The following is a 20,131-nucleotide window of genomic DNA, read 5'->3' on the forward strand; positions in this document are numbered from 1 at the left end:
AAACCGGGAACGGGAACGAAGCACAAAGGTCAGCGCAAATACGCTGACCTGAGCGGGAAGATGCAAAAAAGGCCGCTGGATTGAACGATGTAGAGACCCGACACTTCGCGTCTCGGCGTTCGCGCCGTTTGTTGGAGGCCGTTCGATGGGTATCGTTCAGCGGATGTCGTTCAACGACGAGACGCGAAATGTCGCGTCTCTACACCGTTCTGGCGCCTGTTAATTCCTGCCTATTCTACTCGAAATGAATGGCTGCCTTGTGCTCAATCTGCCAGGCCCCATTGCTCTTCACCAGTGTCCCATCCTTATCCGTCACGATGCGCGACACCGGCCCGTTGGGCTGCTGGTACGCGCAGGCATCGCGCAGAGAATATTGGGCGCTCTGAATGGCGTAGGCGTGCACGGCGGAGTTGGACGTGACGCGGAATGTGGCCCGCTCGGGCACGCGGGCGTCGGGGGTGATTTCGTAGATGCTGTCGTGCTGGGGCTGTTCCTGGAGGTCGTAGTCGCTGAAGCCACCGTTCACGGGCACCTTCACGTAGTAGCGCGTCGGCGCGGGCGGTACGGGCGTTGATGCTACCGGCGCAGTGGCTTCGGCCCAGTTCGTGCTCGGTAGCTGCACGGGCGGAATCAGGCTGTCGAACTCGTCGCGGGGGCCGCTGGCGGTCGAGCCGGCCGGCAGTACGGGCGGCTGAGGCATGGCTTCCTGGAAGGATTCGGGCGCGGCCACCGGGGCAGCGGCGGGGGCCGAAGCGGGAGTTGGCGGCGCGGGTGCCGCTTGGCGCTGGGGCTGGGGTTGTGGCGAAGGAACCGCTACCGGCTGCCCCGGCCGCGACTGATTATTCGACTGCTGATTTCCCTGGTTGCGCGGCTGGTTCTGCGGTTTGCCTGGGTTTTGGCCCTGCGGCTGCCCACTCCCCTGCCGCTTGCCCAGTTCCTCAGCCACACGCTGTTGCACCAGCTTCTCAATGTCGCGCTGCAATTCCGGCGTCAGGCCCTTAGCCGTAGCAGCCGGGCGGGCGGGCGTGCTGCTGGTAGAGGAGGCCTTCACCGATTCCAGCTCGTTGCGGTGGCGGTCGGCGCGGCTGCCCAGCTCGCTGATGCTGCGGCGCAGCATCATGTAGAGGAACAGGCTCAGCAGAGACAGAATCAAGGCCAGCGGGGCGAAGAACTTGCTCATCAGGCTTTCCCCACCCGCCGGGCGCGCTGTTGTCGTGTTCACCGACTGGCTGCCCAGGCCGGTTTCGGCAGGGCCAGCCACGGCATCGTCGGTAGCCGTAGTGTCGATGACGTCGGTAGTCTGATCGGCGGGAGCGGCGGCAATGTCGGTGGGCGGGGTGCCGTTTTCGACGTAGCCTTTCAGCTGGGCTTCCAGGGCCTGCACGCCCTGCATCCGGGCGGCATCCTTGCGGCGGGCCGGAGAGGCTTTCAGCTTGTTGATGATTTCGGTAGCCAGCTTCTGCAGCCGCGACTTATCCGAGCCCAGCCCCGTGTACATGCTGCCCTTCACCTCCAGCGGGCGGTAGAGCATGCTGTACACCTTTTGGCTGTCGGCCTTGATGCTGTTTTCGAACTCCTTGAGGCTGCCCCCGCAGCGCAGGGTGCTTTGCAGGTTGGGCCGGCCGGTGTCGCCGTACACGAACTTCATCGTGGCGCACCAGATCTGGGTTTTCTGCTCGTCGAGCGTGGGCTGGCCCAGGGGCGTTTGGGCGTGGGTGGCCGTCGCTAGGAGCAGCAGAGCGGTGAGCAAGGCAAAGACGCGGCGGGAAAGGGTCATGGCAGCGGGAAAGGGGAAGGACGCTGGTTGTCGTTGTTTATTAAGCTTGTCATGCTGAGCGAAGTCGAAGCATCTCTACCACAGTAGCAATCAAATTACTTTGGCGGTAGAGATGCTTCGACTTCGCTCAGCATGACAGCCGATTCTGTTCTTGGACTCAGGGCCTACCCGTTCGAAATCAGCTCCCGGCTCAGGTTGTACAGGGCTTGCTTGAGCGGGTAGAAGAACAAGGTTTCGGGCAGGGTTTCGCCCTGGCCGAGGTTGCGGCCAATCTGGTGCAGGCCCAGGTTGAGGCTGTCCTCGATTTCGCGCAGCAGCATTTCCTTGATGCGGGTGCGGTCCACGTCCACGCCCACCTCGCGCATGAGCGGGGCTACGTCGTCGTTGTCGAGCACGATGTCGAGGAAGCGCTTGGTGTTGTCGATGACGCTCTGCTTGAGGTCGGCATCCACCTGAGGCATTTTCAGGCGGGCCGTGTCGATGTCCTGACCGGTCAGGGCGCCGTCCAGCTTCACGGTGCGGATCTGGTCGAAGTCAGCGGCGCTGGTGGCACTTTCCTCGAACAGCACCCCGCCGTTGGTAGTGGCTTCCTTGGGGTTGTCGGCCAGGATGACGCGGAAGTTCTGGGGCGCCTCCTGGCCCGTGGCGGCCTTAAACACGGCTTTGCTGATCTTCTCAATGGCGGCCATGCTGGCCCCGCCGCTGAGCAGACGCAGGTACAGGCTGCCCTTGCCCGAGAAGCACAGGTAGCGCGGGGGCTTGAGGCCGAGGTGCTGCACAAGCTGGGCCACGTGGTAGACGATGGCCGTGTAGTGCAGGTAGAACAGCACCCGCAGCTGCCGCCCCTTACCCAGGCCCAGGCTCTGGGTGAAGCGCAGCGCGTCGTTGTAGGTGAAGAGCAGGCTGGTCACGTCGGCCGAGCCGAAATCGGGGTTCTGGAGCGCGGCGCGCAGGTAGCCCTTGTACTCCTGATTTTCCTCCGAGTCTGGCAGGCTTTCCACGTACTGCACGCCGAGGCGGAGCAGGCCGTTCTGCTTGGGCGCCCCCTGCACGCGGGCGTAGCCGTCACCCCAGAGGTCGTCGCCGGCAAAGCGGAACGAGGAGCTGAAGGCGGGCTTCTGGTCGGCGAAGATCAGCAGGTCGGTGGTGCCGCCGCCGATGTCGATGTTGATGACGTTTTCGTCGCGGTTGGGCACCACCTGGTTGGTGGCCGTGAGGTAGTAGTACGGCGCCACCGACTCCGAAATGCACTGGGTGGGGCGGCGGGCCCGGAAAATCTGCTGGAAGGCCTCGTCCCAGACCTGCTGGAACTGGTTGCGCAAAAACATGTCGAAGCTCAGCGGGGCAAACCACACCACGCGGGTGTCTTCCAGAATGCCGCCCTGCATGGCCGCCTTGTGCTTCATCAGCAGCAAAATCTCCTTGAAGAAGGCCGCAATGCGGTTCACGCCCTGGGGGTCCAGCTCGGCGCTCCACTTCAGGTTGGTCACGAAGCGGTTCTGGGGCGGCTGCCCAGTCTCGGTGTTGATGCTGAAGCCGATGTTGATGTTGCTGAGCACCTTGCTGGGCTCGTTGGCATAGGAGTTCGTCTCGCACACGGCAGTCCGAATCGGAAACTCATACACCGAGCCGGCCTCGCCGATGATGCTGGGCACGAATTCGCGGTTCTGAATCAGCGGAATGTCGAACAGCTGGCCGGGGCCGCGCATGTAGCGCTGGTAGGCCGAGTAGCCGGTGTCGGGCAGCGGGGCGTTGAGCAGCTCCATCTGCAGGTCACTTTCGCTGATGGTGAACGGGCGCGGGTGGGCCGAGGGACCGTCGGCGTAGGCCACGTGGGTGTTGCTGGTGCCAAAGTCGACGGCGAAGGTGAAGCGGCGGGTGCCGCGGTCCAGCTCCCGCCAGCGCGGCACAATCAGGCCCCGGGCCGGGGGTGCGCCGTGGAAAGCCGGCGGGCAGGTCAGCTCGGCCAGGTCGAAGTGCGTCCCAGTTATTTCGTAGTAGGTGCTGCCGGCCGTGGACACGCTCTTCTGGGTGCGCTCAAACTTGGTGGCCCGCTTCGACGCGCCCTGGTCCGTGAGCCGCTCCCCGCCCACGAAGAAGGTGAGGTCGTAGCGGCGCTGGAGCATGGTGGGCGAGTTGTCGGCGTCCACAAGCATGACCTTGTAGAAGTCGTTGTACTCGGGCTGGGCGCGCATCTTGTAGAACGGGAGCACACCCAGGCCGATGTTGGCCTTCACGATGCGGCCCTTCTCGGGAATCTCCCGGCCCTGCGCGTCCTTGGGGTTCTGAGGGTTCTGGTAGTAGCTCCGCTCGAAGGTGATGAAGCGGCCGCCCTGCACCGGAATCCGCAGCGCGATGCGCACATGGTTGAGGTCGATGGTGAAGGTGAGCAGCTCGGCCAGGTCGTGGTCGGAGAAGTACTCGAAGAACGTCTGGCGCAGGGGCAGCAAGTAGGGAAACCGCGCCCGGCCCTGGGTGTCGGCCCCGTACTGGAACGTGACCTTGCCGGTGTGGAAGCGCTGGGCGTTCAGCTCGTAGGGCAGCTCCACCAGGGCATCTTCCAGAAAGTCGCCGACGGTCAGGTACGGGTACTTGAAGCCTTTGCCGGGCAGCACGCGGTTTTCCAGGGTCAGCTCGTCGGCGTAGGGCACCGGGGTGCGGTCGTCCCAGGGCTGGCCGTTGAGGTAGTTGGCACCCTGCATGGTCAGGTTGGGGCGCAGCACCAGCGGCGTGGGCCGGCTTTGGTTGGTCTGCCGGGTGGGCGCGATGAACAGGTCGGAGCTGGTCACGGCCGACTGGTCGGCGCGGCTGGGCAGGGGCACGTGCTTCACGCTGGCCAGGTTGCCCTGGAAGTCGGCAATGGCGGGGTACTTGGTGGCAAACTGCTGGGCCGTATGGTCGCCCTGCATCTGCATCTGGTTGATGCGGTTGCGGTCTAGCCCGGCAAACACGCTGCCGGCAAACTCCCGGCGCTGGAGCTGCGGGTAGGCCAGGAACAGCTCGTAAACAAAGTCGCGGAAGGCCGGGGAACGGTCTTCGAGCAGCACTACCTGGTTGTCGAAGTAGTGCCCTTTGGCCTGGGCGCGCTCCAGATCCAGCTGGCGCACGGCGGGGGCGGTGAAGAGCAAGGTCAAGGGCGAAGTGCCGCCGAGCAGCTGGGGCCCGCCGGGCATATTCGGCGACTCGTAGAACACGAGGTACATGTCGGAGAAGTCGCGGAACCGGTCGTCCTGCAGGAACAGGCGCAGGGTTTCGCCCAGCAGGCGGGTGCCTTCGTCCTGCTGCATCCGCCGCAGCTCGGCCTCCACGTTCCAGCGGCGCAGGGTGATTTTGCGGCCGGCCTGAGTGTAGAGGTTGTAATTGTAGAGGATTTCGAACAAATCCCAAAGGTGCGACACCAGCTCGTGGTAGACTGAGCCGGGGTTGCGCTGCCCTTCCCGGGCCAGGAAGTCGAAGGCGGTTTCAAACAGGTGCATCCGCGCAAACGGCGTCGGAATGCTCACCGCCACGTTCTTGGCCCGCCCGCCCGTGGGGTCGGTGACGGTATTGATTTCGGTGCTGGTGATGGGGGCGGTTTTCTGCCAGCCCTGCACCTGCTGGGAGCCGTTGTTGTGAAGACGAAGGACTTTGGGCATATCGTGGACCCCTCCCCCCGGCCCCCTCCCCAAAAGGGATGGGGAGCCTGACGAGGATGTTCGGGGCGTTTGTTTTGGACTAAAAACCAGGGATTAAAACCGCAGCTACAACTACCGCGAGAGCAAGAGCAAGAGCTAGAACAAAAAGCCAAAGCTAGAGCCCCTCCCTTTTGGGGAGGGGTTGGGGAGGGGTTTCCGCTACACCACCTTCACCTTTTCCTCGAACGCCTTATCCGTCACCTGATCGAACAAAGCCACCAGCTTGCGAAAGCTGTCGGGCTCGTGGATGGACTTGGCGGCGTCGTTGAGCTGGTTGAGGAAGTAGTTCTGGCTGAGGCCCTTGTTGAAGAAGTCGTTCCACTTCTTTTCCACCGGCTTGCCCGCAATCATGGCGTTGAAGTCGTCGGTGGTCAGGTCGAAGGGGCGGAAGCTGCGGCGGTTCTGGCTGAGCTCCTTGAGCCACTCGTCGACGCCGTACTCAGGGCTGTGCAGGAAGTTGTTGAGTTCTTTGAAGATGGGCTCGTTGCGCAGGGCGTGGTCCAGGTTCAGGTTGTCGTGGTAGGGGGCCTTGTCGGTGGGCAGGTGCTGCTTGTGGTAGCGCGAGAAGTACAGCAGCTGGGTCAGGTGCTTGGCAATCAGCTCCCGGCTCTCGTCGGGCAGGTGGCTGAAGTTCAAATCCTGGGTGTCGGTGCCGAGGCCGTACTCGTGGAAGTGCGGGGCGCCGTTGCGCAGCTCCGCGTCGGAGTACTGCATGAAGTCGACCACGCTCAGGGCGGCCAGCAGCTCGATGAGGTGGGCCTTGTTGCGCTGGGCCGTGCCGCCGGGCTGGTTTTCGTAGGGCGTGTCGGGCGTGTCGGCCAGGTAGTACAGCGCGTCGAGACCCTGCAGGTTGTGCTCGTAGTAGCTGAGCGCGGCCTTGGTCTTGGTCAGGAAGGAGTTGGAGTCGATAACCGAGTTATCCTCCGACTGCAGGGCGAAGTAGGGCATCACCGTCACGGCCCCGGTGAGAGCGTTGCGCAGGTAGCCGGCGTTGCTGAGGCGGGTGTTGGGGTCTTTCAGGTTTTTGAGCAGCAGCGGGAAGCCTGCGGCCCCCGTCCCGCCGAAGATGCTGGAGATGAAGAATACCCGGTCCCCGGCCTGGAAGTTGTCGGCGAAAAACCGGATTTCCGGCGACTCCACTACTTTGTTCAGCACGATGCTGCCCACGTTGGGCGAGCCCCGGAAACCGATGGTCAGCGGGCTTTCCAGGTTGTCCTGGGTGAACAGCAACTCCACCAGCCCCTTGGAATCGACGGACAATTGGTCGTAGCTCAGGTACTGGCGGAAGCTCTGGTTGATGCCGCCGAAGTCGAATACGAATGTGTCCTTCACCCCGCCGTTGGTGTCGGCCGAGATGCTGCTCAGGGTGCTCATATCCGTCTGGAAGAAGCCGTCCTCGCGGGGCCCCAGGTGCTGGTAGATCTGCTGGTAGCTCTTGAGCATGTCCACCGTGCGGTTCATGTCGCCGTTGTGGGCGTCGGGGTCGATGATGATGGGCACCACCCGGTCGCAGTTGGCGAGCTTCACGCCCGAGGCCAGCAGCATGGTCAGGGACCGGATGACGCGGGAGCCGGTGCCGCCAATGCCGAAAATGAACAGTTTAGCCATTGAATCGCAGATTTTGCTGATTAAGCGCGGAGTGCGCAGATTTCGTGTAGAGACGCATAATTGCGTCTGCCGTTGAACGATAGCCGCTTAGCCGCCGGACCATCCAACGATTGAGACGCAAGTATGCGTCTCTACATTCCTAAAAAGGCGTCGTACTGGCGTTGGTGGAGCCCCGCTTGAGCAACACCGAGAACAGGAAAAACCAGAACAGGCCCAGGATGGCGTTCCAGGTGGCCATCCAGTAGATGTAGCTGTGCGAGGCCACTTCCTGCGCATTGGTCTGCCAGATGCCGATTACAAAGGCCAGTACGGCATTAACCACCAGGAAAATCACCCAGTGCCGCACCTTGTTGAAGGTGGCCACGCCCAGGGCGCGGTTGATGAGGTAGTAGAAAATGAGCACCATAGCCAGGGACAGGCCGATGGTGAGCAGGCCCACGTTGGGGAAAATCACCTCCCGGTACACGGGCGTTTCGGAAGGAGGCTGCGGGGTGCCGATAAGCTCGTAGATGAAGCGGAAGAAACCTTTCATTCTTAGAAATTTTGAATTTTAAATACTGAATGCTGAATGGAAAGGATTGAGTAGTGCGGCGGAAGACAGTATCCATTCAAAACGCAACCCTCAAGATTCCCCATTGCTTAGTCTGCAGGCTGCAGAGTGAGCGGGATAATGAACACCGGCGTTGGGGTCTGCTCAGTGGCAGTTACAGCCTGCACGCCATCCATGAGGCTGCTGAGAGCAAAGGTTTTGGTGCCGGTCTGGTTGATGTTGCTGTCGTTTTTGGTGGTCCACTGCGCCACCCAGGCCGGGCGCTGGTTCCGGAGCACCAGTTGGAGCGGGCGGGCGGCCTTGCCGAGCTTGGTAACGTGCACTTTCACAAAATGCGTGTACTTACTTTCCTCACCGCTGCTGTTTTTTGTCTGCTCATTAGCGGCAAACACGCTAACTATCTTCGCGTCGGTGTCCTGGGCCTGTATGTTAAGACTGGTTTTCAGGTAGTTCAGGTCGCGGTAGAGGGCCGGCAGGGTTTTCAGGTCCATGCCCACCACAAATTCTACTGGTTCCTTGGCAGAGATGCTGCTCACGGCCACGGTATGGTATGAAGCCCCGGCGGCCCGCTTGCTGGCGTCTTTCTCGCCGTAGTACCAAGCACCCACATTCTGAAAGCGGCTAAGCAAAGAGGAGGCCGGCGTGGGGTACTTCACCCCAAAGTGAGCCTGCTGCCCCGGCTGCCGCTCCAGCAGCGCCGCATCGAAGCGGCGCACGGCATCGGCAGGGCCAATGACCCAGAAGTAGTACGGAATCGGCGTGTCGCAGCAGGCGCTGATTTTCCTCACGCCGGTATTGAGGGCTGGATAGTACGCGCCGCGAAAATCCGACGTGTAGCCGTACACCGAGATGGCCAGGTCGGGGCGCTGGGTGCGGTTCAGCGCGTCGGTGATATCGGTGCTGATGTAGGGAATGGCCCCGGCGTTTTTCGGCGAGTAGATGAAGTCCGAAATCAACACGCTCACCGTGTTGGTGGCATAATAGCCGCTAACCAGCGTGTCGAGCACCGTCGGAATATCGGTACTGCTGGCGGGCTGCTGAATGCCGGAGCGCACCGTCTGGGAAAGCTGTTGGTAGGAGTCGCGGTAGGGCTTTTCCTTGATGCGGAAGTAGGTTTTGCGGGCCGCGCTGCTGCGGTTCACTTCTGACAGAAACTGTGCTACATGCTGCTGGAAGCGGGTATTAGCGGCATCCGCGCCGGTTTTGGGCATGAAACCTTCCATAGAGCCCGATACTTCCAGAAACACGTTCACCTGGGCCAGCGGGCCAGCAGCCGCAGTTGCTGGGGCAGAATTATTGGTAGCATCAGCCGTGGGCGCGGGAGTCGTGGCGTTTTCGTCCGGGGCGGCGGTTTCGGTAGAGGCAGCTGGCGCGGTGGCCTTTTCGCCCTTCATATCGGAGCGGGAGTAGCAGCCGGCCAGCAACAGGCCCACGGTCAGGGCAGGAAGCAGGCGAAAAGAACGGGTCAAGTGCATTCGAAAAAAGTAAGAGCCGCCAACCGACGTCGTTTGCTGCGTACTGCCAACGGGTCGGGCAGGTTGTGAGCGGAACGTGTGTAAGGCTATAAAATTTTATGGCAAAAACCGCATATAGGATTTGCGCGCCGAACAAAGCCGTGCCGCTCAGCCCGATAAAACTGTGCCACAACGAAAAAGGCTTCGTGGCTTTACTGTATCAGTAAAGCCACGAAGCCTTTGCAAATTAATCCCAAGTAGCGAAGCAGCCGCAGCGCAGCGGCTAGTTATAGTCAATTTCCGTGTTGTCGCCGATGTTCAGCGTGTGGTTCAGGCCGCGGAACGAGGCATCGGAGCCCACGATGCAGTCGTGCATCACGGCCTGGCGCAACTCGCTGTAGGAGCCGATGATGGAGTCGCTCAGAATGGTGTTTTTGACGATGGTCCGGTCGCCGATGGCCACGTTGGGGCCGATGATGGAGTGCGAAATCTGGCAGTCCTTGCCGATGCTGACGGGCGGGATGATGATGGTATCGGGAAACTCGGTGTAGTCGCGCTCCAGAAATTCGGGGCGGTTCAGCAGGCGGGCGTTGGCTTCGAGCAGGCTTTCCTTGCGGCCGCAGTCAAACCAGTTGTCTACCGGCGCCGTGGTCATCTGGGCCCCGTCCTGAATCATGAGCATCAGCGCGTCGGTGAGCTGAAACTCGCCGTGGGTGCGCTGGTCCTGGTCGATGAGGCGCTCCAGAGCCGAGGCCAGCCAGTCGGCATTGGCAAGCTTATACAGCCCCACCAGCGCGTAGTTCGACTTCGGAATGCGCGGCTTCTCCACCACTTTGGTCACGCGCCCGCTGGTGCCGGTTTCGACCAGGCCAAACATGCTGGGCGTTTTCACTTCCTTCACGGCCAGCACGTTGCCGGGCGTGTGCAGCAGCAAGCCCAGATCTACGTCCACGATGGTGTCGCCGAGCATAATCAGCACGCCGTCGTGTTCGTGGCGGAAAGTCTCGCGGGCCAGCCACAACGCATGGCCGATGCCTTCGCGCGGCTCCTGCACCACAAACGTAGACCTCAGCTCGGGGTACTGCCGGCGCACGTAGCTCTCAATCTTCTCGCCCAGATAGCCGATGATAAAGACAAACTCCTCGATGCCGGCGGCTCGCAGCCGATCAATGATGTGCCCCAGAATGGTGTTGCCGGCCACGGGCACCAGCGACTTGGGCTGGGTGTGCGTGTGCGGGCGCAGGCGCGACCCAATACCCGCAACGGGAATAACAGCTTTCATGAACGATGACGCTAGCGTAAGTCCGCAAAGTAAGGAATCATTGCGGAGCGAACCGCAACCCGATACAACCGCAATGGCCTGAATGCGTACTTTGCAGCGCACCGGCCCGCGGGCGGTCTGTCGTAACCGGCCGCGCCGCCTGCGGGTTTTGTTTTCCGCGCTCTTTCTCTCCTTTTCCTTCCAACCTCCAATTCTCTCCCATGAAACGCTTTCTTCTCTACTTCGTCGGTCTGGCGATTTTGCTTTCCCAGTCGTCGTGCGGCTACAACTCGATGGTGTCGAAAGACCAAGCCGTGAAAGCCCAGTGGGCCAACGTGCAAAACAGCTACCAGCGCCGCGCCGACCTGATTCCGAACTTGGTGAACACCGTGAAAGGTGCCGCCAACTTCGAGAAGTCGACCCTGACGGACGTAATTAATGCCCGCGCCAAAGCCACCAGCGTGCAGCTTTCGTCTGACCAGCTGACCCCTGAAAACATCAAGAAATTTCAGGAAGCCCAGAGCCAGGTATCAGCCGGATTGGGCCGCTTGCTGGCCGTGTCGGAAAACTACCCTGAGCTGAAAGCCAACGCCAACTTCCAGGAGCTGCAGGCCCAGATCGAGGGCACCGAAAACCGCATCAACGTGGAGCGCGGCAAGTTCAACGCGGCCACCAACGACTACAACGGCTACATCAAGTCGTTCCCGAATAATCTGTTTGCCGGCATGTTCGGCTTCAAGGAGAAACCCTATTTCGAAGCCGACGCCGCTTCGCAAAAAGCCCCGACGGTTCAATTTTAAGCTCGTTTCAAAGTAAAACGGCTGTCATGCTGAGCTTGCCGAAGCATGACACGTTAATAAACAGCAGGAATGAACAACCCTCTCACTCCGGAGCAGGAGGCGGCGCTGGTCGCCGCCATCCGGCAGGCGGAAATCACGACTTCCGGCGAAATCCGGGTGCATCTGGAAGATGCCTGCCCCACGCCCGAGCCCCTGGACCGCGCCGCGCAGGTTTTTGCCGAGCTGAACATGCACAAAACGGCCTTGCGCAACGGCGTGCTGTTTTACCTGGCCTGGGATACGCGCCAGTTTGCCGTCATCGGCGATGCAGGCATCAACTCCGTGGTGTCGGATGAGTTCTGGGAAATCACCAAGGAAGCCGTGCTGGAGCAGTTTCGCCTCGGCAAATTCGTGCTGGGCCTGGAGCGCGGTATTAAGATGGTGGGCGAGCAGCTGCAGCACCACTTCCCCTACGACCACGCCACCGACCACAACGAACTCGACGACACCATCTCGTTTGGCGACGCCAAGCCGCCGCGCGTATGAACAACTCCCCCGCTTTGCCGCTCCGCGGTATCTGGCTTCGACTCCTGCTGATTGTGCTGCTGGCCGCCGGCCCGTGGCGGCCCTTGTGGGCGCAGCAGCTGCCTCCACGCCACAATCCGCCGCGCCTCGTTAACGACCTGGCCGGCATGCTGCGCCCCGATGAGGAGCAGGCCCTGGAGCAGAAGCTGGTGGCCTACAACGACTCCACCACCTCGCAGATTTCCATCGTCACAATCCCCACCCTCGGCGATTATGAAATTGCCGACTACGCCCAGAAGCTCTACGAAAGCTGGGGCATCGGGCAGAAAGGCACCAACAACGGCGTGCTGCTGCTGATAGCCGAGCAGGAGCACCGCGCCCGGATCCAGACCGGCTACGGCCTGGAAGGGGCCATTCCAGACGCTTTGGCTAAGCGCATCATCTCCAATACCATTGTGCCCGCATTTCGGGAGAAGCAGTATTACGAGGGCCTGAACCGGGCCACCGACCAGCTCATTGCCCTAGCCAAAGGCGAATACCAAGCCGACCAGACGCCCGCCGCCCGCCAGAATACCGACGACAGCGGCTCGGGCTGGAAGTTCTGGCTCATCATTGCGGCCATCGTGCTGTTCATCATCCTGCGCAGCCGCGGTGGCGGGGGCGGCGGGCGGCGCAGCGGCGGCTTCGGCGGCGGTATGATTCCGCCCATCATCTTCGGCGACTTTAGCGGCGGCCGCGGTGGCTTCGGTGGTTTTGGCGGCGGGGGCGGCGGTGGGGGCTTTGGCGGCTTCGGCGGCGGCAGCTCCGGCGGCGGCGGCGCCAGCGGCGAGTGGTAGGCTCTCTAGTTATCAGCAACAAAAACGGCGGCCTATATGGGCCGCCGTTTTTGTTGCTGATAACTAGAGAGCCTAGCGGACTACCACGCGGCGCACTACCGAACCACCGGCGTAGTTTACCCGAAGCAGATAAATGCCCGTGGGCAGAGCCCCCACCGACAGGCTTAATTGCGGTTGCGGAGTAGTCTGAGTATACACGAGTTGGCCTGTTGCGTTCAGCAACTCAACGCTCAATGGGCGGGCCGTGGCATCTAGCTTTATCCGCAGTACCTCGTGAGCTGGATTCGGCCATGCCGCAGTGGGTGCATTGAACTGCGGGCTGACCGCATTCAGCACATTGGGAGCCGTGAGGCCTGCCAGCCCCAAGGCCCGCTGCCCGCCGACGCTGGTGAAAAAGCCACCTACCACCAGCTTGCCATTGGCAAGCACTGCCACATCTTCCACGTCGCTGCTGAAGCTAATGGGACCGAACGACGGATCCGACTGACCATTGGCCAGCTTGCGAACCACACCATTGGCGTACGCTGCTACCAGCAGGCGGCCGTTTGGCTGCAGCGTCAGGCCCCGCACAAAGCCAACCCCGCTGCCGTTGACGGGCAGGCTGCTGACGAAGCTATTATCAGTTGCTCCATCGGGCAGGGTTCGAAACAGGCCAAATGCCTGCTGGGCAGCCGTCATGCCGGCATATACGTAGCCGCCCGCTATTATCTTCCTGTCGGGCTGAAGTAGCAGCTCGTCCACCTCTACATCGGGAGTATTCTGGATGGGAGACGAAAAGGAAGCATCGACCGAGCCGTTGGCCAGCAGGCGTACCAAAGTCCGTCGGGGCTGGGAGTTGAACGCAGTCCAGTAACCCCCGACCAGAATTTTGCCGTCTGGCTGACTTAGCAGCGTGTATACGCTCCCATCGGTGGTAGCCTGCGCAAACGTATTGTCCACCTGGCCGTTGGCCAGCAGGCGGGAGATATCAGCGCCGTCGGTAATGGCAATGCGGCCGTCTGGCTGCAGGGCAAAGCGGTAAACGAAGGTGCCCGCGGCCGGCTGAAACGAGTTGTCGGTCGCACCGGTAGGGAGCAGCCGCACCAGAGTCTGGGTTGGATTGGTGCCGGTAGTGGCCAGCGAACCAGCCAGCAGAATTTTGCCGTCCGGCTGCTGTACCATCTGCTCCACTCCGAAAAGAGTTGCGGCTTGGGCCGTAAAGGCTGCATCTACGCTACCATCCGCGTTGAAACGGGCTACATTGCTGGTCCGCACGCCCGCAACCTCATCGAACACGCCGCTGGCCAACACTTTGCCGTCGGGCTGTGGGATGACGCAATATACCTGCCCGCCGGCTAGCAGCACGGGGTTGAAGGAAGCATCAAGACTGCCATTGGCATTAAGCAGCGCTACATCACCGCGGTGCCCGTTCAAGCGGAAGTTCTGCCCGGCAATCAGCAGCTGACCGTTGGGCATTAGCCGCAGGGAGTTGATTTCCGTGGGCGTGCGGTTGCTGGGCAGCGGGGCCGAAAAAGAGGCATCGCGCGTGCCGTTGGCGTTCAGGCGAATAAGCCAGTTGGTAGACTGACCTCCATACACGCCCTGCACGGCAACCAGAATACGGCCGTCGGGCTGGACAATGAATTCGTTGGCATCGTAGCGGTTGTACACGGGAGGAGGGCCGGTCTGGGACTGCACGGCGAAGGAAGCATCCCGGCTGCCGTCGGCCAGCAGCCGGGCTACCAACGCCGTGGACCCATCGTTGAAGCGAAGACCATAATGGCCGGTACTGATCAGAATACGACCGTCGGGCTGCAGGCCAATCATGCTCACCCGGGAGTAGCCACTCGGTACGTTGCTCAGGGGTGAAGAAAAGGAGGCATCAAGACTCCCGTTGGGAAGTAGGCGAACAATACCGTTGGGGGCGGTAAACGAGCCACCCACCAAAATTTTTCCATCGGGCTGCAGGGTAATTTCCTCCAGGCCACCAGCGAAACCTATGCTTACGCTGAAAGTGGCATCCACGGCTCCGGTGGGCAGCAGGCGCACCAGGCGCTGGGCGCCGCTGCCGTTGTAGTTGGTAAATGAGCCGCCTACCAGGATTTTTCCGTCGGGCTGCACCGCCGATACCCGGCCTGCGCCGCCGCTACTGCTGGCCAGGCCCGCATCAAAGCTGGCATCGGCGGTGCCGTCGGCGTTGAGTTGCAGCAAGTCTTGCCGAGTGAGGCTGCCGAGCGTCAGGGCTCCTTCACCTACGAGTAGCAGCTTGCCGGAGGGCAGCACCCGCACGTTGTTGATATCGCCGCGCAGGGTGGCCACATTGGTGCAGAAGGCCTGGTCCAGGGTGTGGTCGGCGTTGTAGCGCATCAGTACCCGGTCCGGGCCCACTTCTGTCTGGGCAAACGTGCCCAGGACAAGCTGCTTGCCATCGGGCTGACCCACGGCCGCCTTCACCGGAGCCGGACGATATAGCTCGGCCTGAACGAAGCTCGGGTCAAGGGTTTGGGCCAGGGCAGGAGACCCAGCCAGCAGAGCAAAACCGGCCACCAGGCCGCACAATAAGTGTATTTTCATAAAAAGCCGAAAAAAGACAATTCTCTGGCAAGGTAGTTACAACCAGCCTAAATCGAACTTGACGATGCCCGTTACCTTATTACAGCCGCCGCTGGGCGCTTTGCGCCACTAACGCAGGCCACGTATACTAGGCGCACGCCGGAGCCTATAGTCAGCGCGGTAGAAGTAGGTAGGCGGATTTTTTGAGGGAGGTTTGGTAGCCAATTGCTGGCAAAGTATGTCAGTCGACGATTACTACAGGTGATAACTGGAATGGAGCGCCGGAGCAGCATTCTGAGGAAACTGCCTATATTGAGCGCTTAAGTAGCTAGCAGGATAGTATATCGGTTGTCTTTTTCACATTACTCATGAAAGCAAAACATTGGATTTGCTCTTTTCTACTCGTTTTATTCTGTCAGTCAGCCTTCAGTCAATCCGGATCAGAACTCCCAGACGCCGCTGCCACGTCTCTGGTGCTTAGTGCTCAATATAGCACTGCCTTTGGCGCGCATCCCAGCTTATATAATGGCCCCGAATATGTTGATTATACCAAGCGCTATTACAAGAGCATCGGACACCAATTTTTCCTAACCAGCGAAAAATCCGAGGGCAGCATTTATTATAATAATCATTTATTTAACAATCTAAAGTTCACCTACGATATAGCTATGGATCAGGTGGTGCTCCAGCAGACCACCAATCCGCTTACATTGCGGCTGGTGAACGAACATGTTCGTTCGTTCACGCTGGCCGGCCGCCCATTTATCCGAGTGGTAGCTGACAGCGCCTCTAGCCGGGCTCTGAACACTGGCTATTATGAAGTATTGTTGGATAGCACTGTGCAAGTGCTGGCAAAACGCTACAAGAGAATACAGGAGCAAACCAGTGACGGCCAACTGGTTATTAACTTTCTGCAGAAGGATGCTTTTTTTGTTAAGAAAGGTGGTGTGTATTATCCAGCAAATTCTAGAAGCGCGATTATACACTTGTACAATGACCATGGAAAGGAGATTCAAAAATACATTCGAGCCAATCATCTGAAATTCAAAACCGCCACATATGCTTCTGATATAATCGCTACCACACGCTATTATTTAAAATTGAAGCATAATTAATTTCTTCAGCAATATTCATTTCTGTATTTTCAAACTTCTGATATGAGATTTTTATACCTCTTGCTATTCTTACTGTTGCTGGTGTTCAGCTTTGCAGCAAATGCGCAACAAAGTCAGCAAACAGTCAGCGGCAATTTCAACCAGACTCCTTTTGAGCAATTTGTCCGGCAGTTGGAGGCACAGACGAAGCTGCGCTTCTATTTTGACCCCAAAGCCGTCGATAGTCTGATGATTACGCTTCAGGCGCAGAATCAGCCCGTAGAGGACGTGTTAGCACTAGCTCTGAAAAATAAGCCCTTCCGCTTCGTTTTCGACGAGGAAAACCGGGTTTTTATCACGGCCGGCCTCCTGCTGGAGCCCACGTTGCCCGACTACTTTTTTCAGCCCGAAACGCCCCAGTCGGCCGCCGCCAACACCCGCGCCGACGATGCCGAAACTGCCAGCAGCACCGGCCGCTCGCGCTACGTGAGTCCGGCCGAGTTTAAGGTGTATGAGCTGGGCGCAGCCGGAACAACGACCGGCAAAGCCACGCTGGCGGGCCATATCCGGGAGGCCAAATCGGGGGAGCCCGTCATTGGGGCCACCATCTACAGCGAAGCCCCGTCGGTGGGCACCAGCACCGACCAGTTCGGCTACTATTCGCTCACGCTGCCGGTGGGCCGCCACGATTTGAAGATACGCGGTATTGGCATTAAGAATACCAAGCGCCAAGTGGTGCTGCGCGGCGACGGCAAGCTGGAAATCGAGGTAGAGGAGGATATCACGCCTCTGAAGGAAGTGGTGATTGAGGGCGAGAAAGACAAGAACGTGTCGGGGATGCAGATGGGCCTGGAGAAGCTGGACATCAAAACGATGCGTCAGATTCCGACGGCCTTCGGCGAAACGGACCTGCTGCGCGTGGTGCTCACGCTGCCGGGCGTGAAGTCGGTGGGGGAAGGCAGCACGGGCCTGAATGTGCGCGGCGGGGCCACCGACCAGAACCTGATTCTGTTCAATGGCACTACTATCTACAACCCCTCCCACCTGTTCGGCTTTTTCTCGGCTTTCAACCCCGATATTCTGCAGACGGTGGAGCTGTACAAAAGTGCCATTCCGGCCAAATATGGCGGGCGGCTTTCTTCGGTGCTGGAAATTAAGACCCGGGAAGGCAATAAGAAGAAGTTCGCCGGCGCGGGTGGCATTGGGCCGCTAACCAGCCGCCTAACCCTGGAAGGCCCCATCGTGAAAGACAAGGCCGCTTTCATCATCAGTGGGCGCACCAGCTACTCCGACTGGATTCTGAAGAAGCTCTCGAACAGCAGCTTCCGCCAAAGCTCGGCCTCTTTCTACGACCTGAGCGGCCACGTGAGCAGCGAAATCAACGAGAAAAACTCGCTCTATGCCACGGGCTACCTCAGCACCGACCGGTTCCGACTGGCCAGCGACACCACGTATCAGTACCTGAACCAGAATGCCAGCCTGAAGTGGCAGTATAATTTCACCAATCAGCTCTACGGCGTATTTACGGGCGCTTACAGCCACTATGCCTACGACATTGTGAGTGAGAAAAACCCGGTGAATTCTTCCCGCCTGCAGTATGGCATCAAACAATCCAATCTGCAGGCCGATTTCAGCTACTTTCCCAATTCCCGCCACACCATAGACTTTGGCTTTAGCTCGCTGCTCTACAACATCTCGCCGGGCAGCCTGACCCCAAACGGAGAAAAATCCCTGATTCGGCCCGACGTGCTGGGCCAGGAAAAAGCGCTGGAAAGTGCCGTGTATGCCTCCGACCGGATTGACCTGACCCCGCGCCTGTCGGTTTCAGTAGGGCTGCGCTATTCTTTGTTCAACGCCTTGGGCCCGCGCGATGTGTATCGGTATGCGTCGGACGTGGCTAAAACCGAAAACTCGATTCTGGATACCGTGCGCTACGCCAGCGGCAAAGTACTGGCTACCTATCACGGCCCGGAATACCGGCTTTCGGCCCGCTATTCCCTCACGGAAAACACTTCGGTGAAAGCCAGCTACAACCGCACCCGCCAGTATATTCATCAACTCACAAACACGGCTTCCGTGTCGCCGGCCGATACGTGGAAGCTCAGCGATGCCAACATCCGCCCCCAGGTGGGCGACCAGGTGTCGGTAGGCTACTACCGCAACTTCAAATCGAATACCGTTGAGGCTTCGGTGGAAACGTACTACAAGTCGCTGCGCGATTTTGTGGACTACAAGAGCGGCGCTACACTGCTGCTGAACCACCACATTGAAACCGACATTGTGAATGCACTAGGCAAGGCTTATGGCGTGGAGCTGATGGTGAAAAAGCTGACCGGCAAAATAAATGGCTGGGTGAGCTACACGTATTCCCGCTCGCTGGTGCAGGTGAATGCTGGCACTACCGCTGAGATGGTGAACGGTGGCCGCTTCTATCCTAGCAACTTCGACAAGCCGCACGATGTCACGCTGATTGGCAACTACCGTTTCAGCCGGCGCATCAGCACCTCCCTGAATTTCACGTACAGCACGGGGCGGCCCATTACGCTGCCGCTGGCCAAATACTACGTAGCCAACTCCCTGCGCGTGTACTACTCCGACCGCAACGCCTACCGCGTGCCAGACTACTACCGGGCCGATGTGGCCATCAACCTGGAGGGCAGCCACAAGATCAAGAAGCTGGCGCACAGCTCCTGGACGCTGGGCGTGTACAACCTGACAGGGCGCAGAAACCCGTACTCTATTTATTTCAAGTCGGAAAATGGGCTGATTAAAGGCTACAAGCTTTCTATTTTCGGGCAGCCGATTCCGACGATTACCTATAATTTCAAATTCTAGATGCGTCGCTCCTTGGTTATTGCTCGCAGTATCTTCTGCTGGTGCATCGCCACGCTGCTGCTGCCCGGCTGCATCGATGCTTATATGCCCGATGTACTGAGCGACCCCAAAGGCCATCTGGTCGTCGACGGCTTCATCAACAGCCGCGGCGTGACTACCATCACCCTGACGCGTACCTACAACATCCAGGCTGCTGCGCCGCCGCCCGCTGAAACTCAGGCTACCGTCCGCATTATCGACGATACGGGCCGCTTGTATCCCTTGGTGGAAAGCTCTAAAGGTATCTACCGTTCGGGCTTGCTCACGCTAAATCTGGCCCGCTCCTATCGGTTGCGCATTACCACGGCCGCCGGTCAAGAATATGAGTCGGCTTCGGTGTTGGCCAAAACCACCCCGGTTATCGACAACGTGCGCGGGCACACCAACAGCGACGGACTCACCATTGTCGTCAATGCCCACGACGACAGCAATGGCACGCGCTACTACCGTTGGGACTATGAGGAAACCTGGGAGATTATCCCCGCTTTCCGCCCTCAAGTGGAATACGTCAAACAGGAGCGGCGCTTCCAGCCGATTGCAGTGCCTTACCCCATCATCTGCTGGGGCAATCAGAAAGCCCCGGACATTCACTTAAGTAAGACGACAACTCTGGCGCAGGATGTCGTGGCGGACTACGTGCTACGCTCCTACCCGACTACCTCCGACCGGCTGCGCTACAAGTATAGTATCTTGGTCAAGCAGTACGCCCTGACGAAGGAGGAATACGACTATTGGACCGAACTAAGGAAGAATACCGAAGATATCGGGACGCTGTTTGACCCGCTGCCCTCCCAACTCACCGGCAACGTGCGCTGCCTCAGTGATGCATCGGAGCTGGTTTTTGGCTACGTCGGGGCGCATACGGAGGAAGCGAAGCGCATCTTCATCAGTCGGGCCGACCTGCCCAATGAGTGGCGGACTGCCACCGGCTACGAGGCCTGCTTCCCGCCCGTGTTAATTGGACGCGACTACGCCTCCTTTTTCAGCGGCTTTCTGAGCTACGTGCCAATTTATGAAACACCCGAAGGCTATATCTCATCAAGCAAAGAATGCGTGGACTGCCGCCTGCGGGGCTCCGCGGTGAAGCCATCCTTCTGGCCCTGAAGTTTTTTCTAGTTCCGCCACTGCCCGGTGATTTCCTTTGCTTGGTCGGCTTGCTCAGCCATT

The 20,131-nt window shown here is 59.7% G+C and carries 13 protein-coding genes; 6 read left to right on the forward strand and 7 right to left on the reverse strand.

All coding sequences use genetic code 11. From position 1 onward, the window contains the following. Nucleotides 1–235 precede the first annotated feature (235 nt). The 6 genes from BUB62_RS01140 to BUB62_RS01165 all read right to left on the reverse strand — a co-directional run bounded on the left by BUB62_RS01140 (nt 236) and on the right by BUB62_RS01165 (nt 10,345). Nucleotides 236–1,777 carry a hypothetical protein gene (locus BUB62_RS01140; protein WP_073105122.1) on the reverse strand — a complete coding sequence of 514 codons (1,542 nt, stop codon included), beginning with the start codon at nt 1,775–1,777 and terminating at the stop codon, nt 236–238. Between the two features lie 164 nt (nt 1,778–1,941). After that, nucleotides 1,942–5,412 (reverse strand): hypothetical protein, encoded by a 3,471-nt coding sequence (locus tag BUB62_RS01145; RefSeq protein WP_073105125.1) that lies wholly within the window; start codon nt 5,410–5,412, stop codon nt 1,942–1,944. Nucleotides 5,413–5,610: 198 nt separating this feature from the next. Then, nucleotides 5,611–7,059, reverse strand: coding sequence for an FtsZ/tubulin family protein (locus tag BUB62_RS01150; protein ID WP_073105128.1), 1,449 nt, complete (start codon nt 7,057–7,059; stop codon nt 5,611–5,613). A 139-nt stretch (nt 7,060–7,198) separates the two neighbouring features. Further along, on the reverse strand, nt 7,199–7,591 hold the full coding sequence (locus BUB62_RS01155; protein ID WP_073105131.1) for a hypothetical protein: 393 nt from the start codon (nt 7,589–7,591) through the stop codon (nt 7,199–7,201). Nucleotides 7,592–7,698: 107 nt separating this feature from the next. Continuing rightward, entirely contained in the window at nt 7,699–9,078 is a 1,380-nt protein-coding gene (locus BUB62_RS01160; RefSeq protein WP_143163974.1) for a hypothetical protein, read from the reverse strand. A gap of 268 nt (nt 9,079–9,346) precedes the next feature. Next, nucleotides 9,347–10,345, reverse strand: a complete 999-nt coding sequence (locus BUB62_RS01165) for a sugar phosphate nucleotidyltransferase (protein ID WP_073105136.1) — start codon at nt 10,343–10,345, stop codon at nt 9,347–9,349. 200 nt (nt 10,346–10,545) lie between these two features. On the opposite strand from BUB62_RS01165, the gene BUB62_RS01170 reads away from it, so the two are divergent. From BUB62_RS01170 to BUB62_RS01180, 3 genes are all read left to right on the forward strand, one after another. Beyond that, on the forward strand, nt 10,546–11,124 hold the full coding sequence (locus BUB62_RS01170) for a LemA family protein (protein ID WP_073105139.1): 579 nt from the start codon (nt 10,546–10,548) through the stop codon (nt 11,122–11,124). 69 nt (nt 11,125–11,193) lie between these two features. Further along, complete coding sequence (locus tag BUB62_RS01175; RefSeq protein ID WP_073105141.1) at nt 11,194–11,649, forward strand: TPM domain-containing protein; 456 nt, start codon at nt 11,194–11,196, stop codon at nt 11,647–11,649. After that, the gene (locus BUB62_RS01180) at nt 11,646–12,464 is read left to right on the forward strand and encodes a TPM domain-containing protein (RefSeq protein WP_073105143.1); all 819 of its coding nucleotides are present in this window, start codon (nt 11,646–11,648) and stop codon (nt 12,462–12,464) included. The genes BUB62_RS01175 and BUB62_RS01180 overlap by 4 nt, the downstream gene beginning before the upstream one ends. A gap of 72 nt (nt 12,465–12,536) precedes the next feature. Here BUB62_RS01180 and BUB62_RS01185 read toward each other — a convergent pair whose 3' ends face one another. After that, nucleotides 12,537–15,017, reverse strand: a complete 2,481-nt coding sequence (locus BUB62_RS01185) for a T9SS type A sorting domain-containing protein (RefSeq protein WP_084538727.1) — start codon at nt 15,015–15,017, stop codon at nt 12,537–12,539. A 347-nt stretch (nt 15,018–15,364) separates the two neighbouring features. On the opposite strand from BUB62_RS01185, the gene BUB62_RS01190 reads away from it, so the two are divergent. The 3 genes from BUB62_RS01190 to BUB62_RS01200 are packed head-to-tail and all read left to right on the forward strand — an operon-like array spanning nt 15,365 to nt 20,068. Continuing rightward, on the forward strand, nt 15,365–16,111 hold the full coding sequence (locus BUB62_RS01190) for a hypothetical protein (protein WP_073105147.1): 747 nt from the start codon (nt 15,365–15,367) through the stop codon (nt 16,109–16,111). A 42-nt stretch (nt 16,112–16,153) separates the two neighbouring features. After that, nucleotides 16,154–18,925: a TonB-dependent receptor gene (locus BUB62_RS01195; RefSeq protein ID WP_073105149.1), complete on the forward strand. Its 2,772-nt coding sequence runs from the start codon at nt 16,154–16,156 to the stop codon at nt 18,923–18,925. Next, nucleotides 18,926–20,068: a DUF4249 domain-containing protein gene (locus BUB62_RS01200; protein WP_073105150.1), complete on the forward strand. Its 1,143-nt coding sequence runs from the start codon at nt 18,926–18,928 to the stop codon at nt 20,066–20,068. The last annotated feature ends 63 nt before the right edge of the window (nt 20,069–20,131 follow it).

This window comes from Hymenobacter daecheongensis DSM 21074 (genome assembly GCF_900141805.1).
Classification (GTDB): domain Bacteria; phylum Bacteroidota; class Bacteroidia; order Cytophagales; family Hymenobacteraceae; genus Hymenobacter; species Hymenobacter daecheongensis.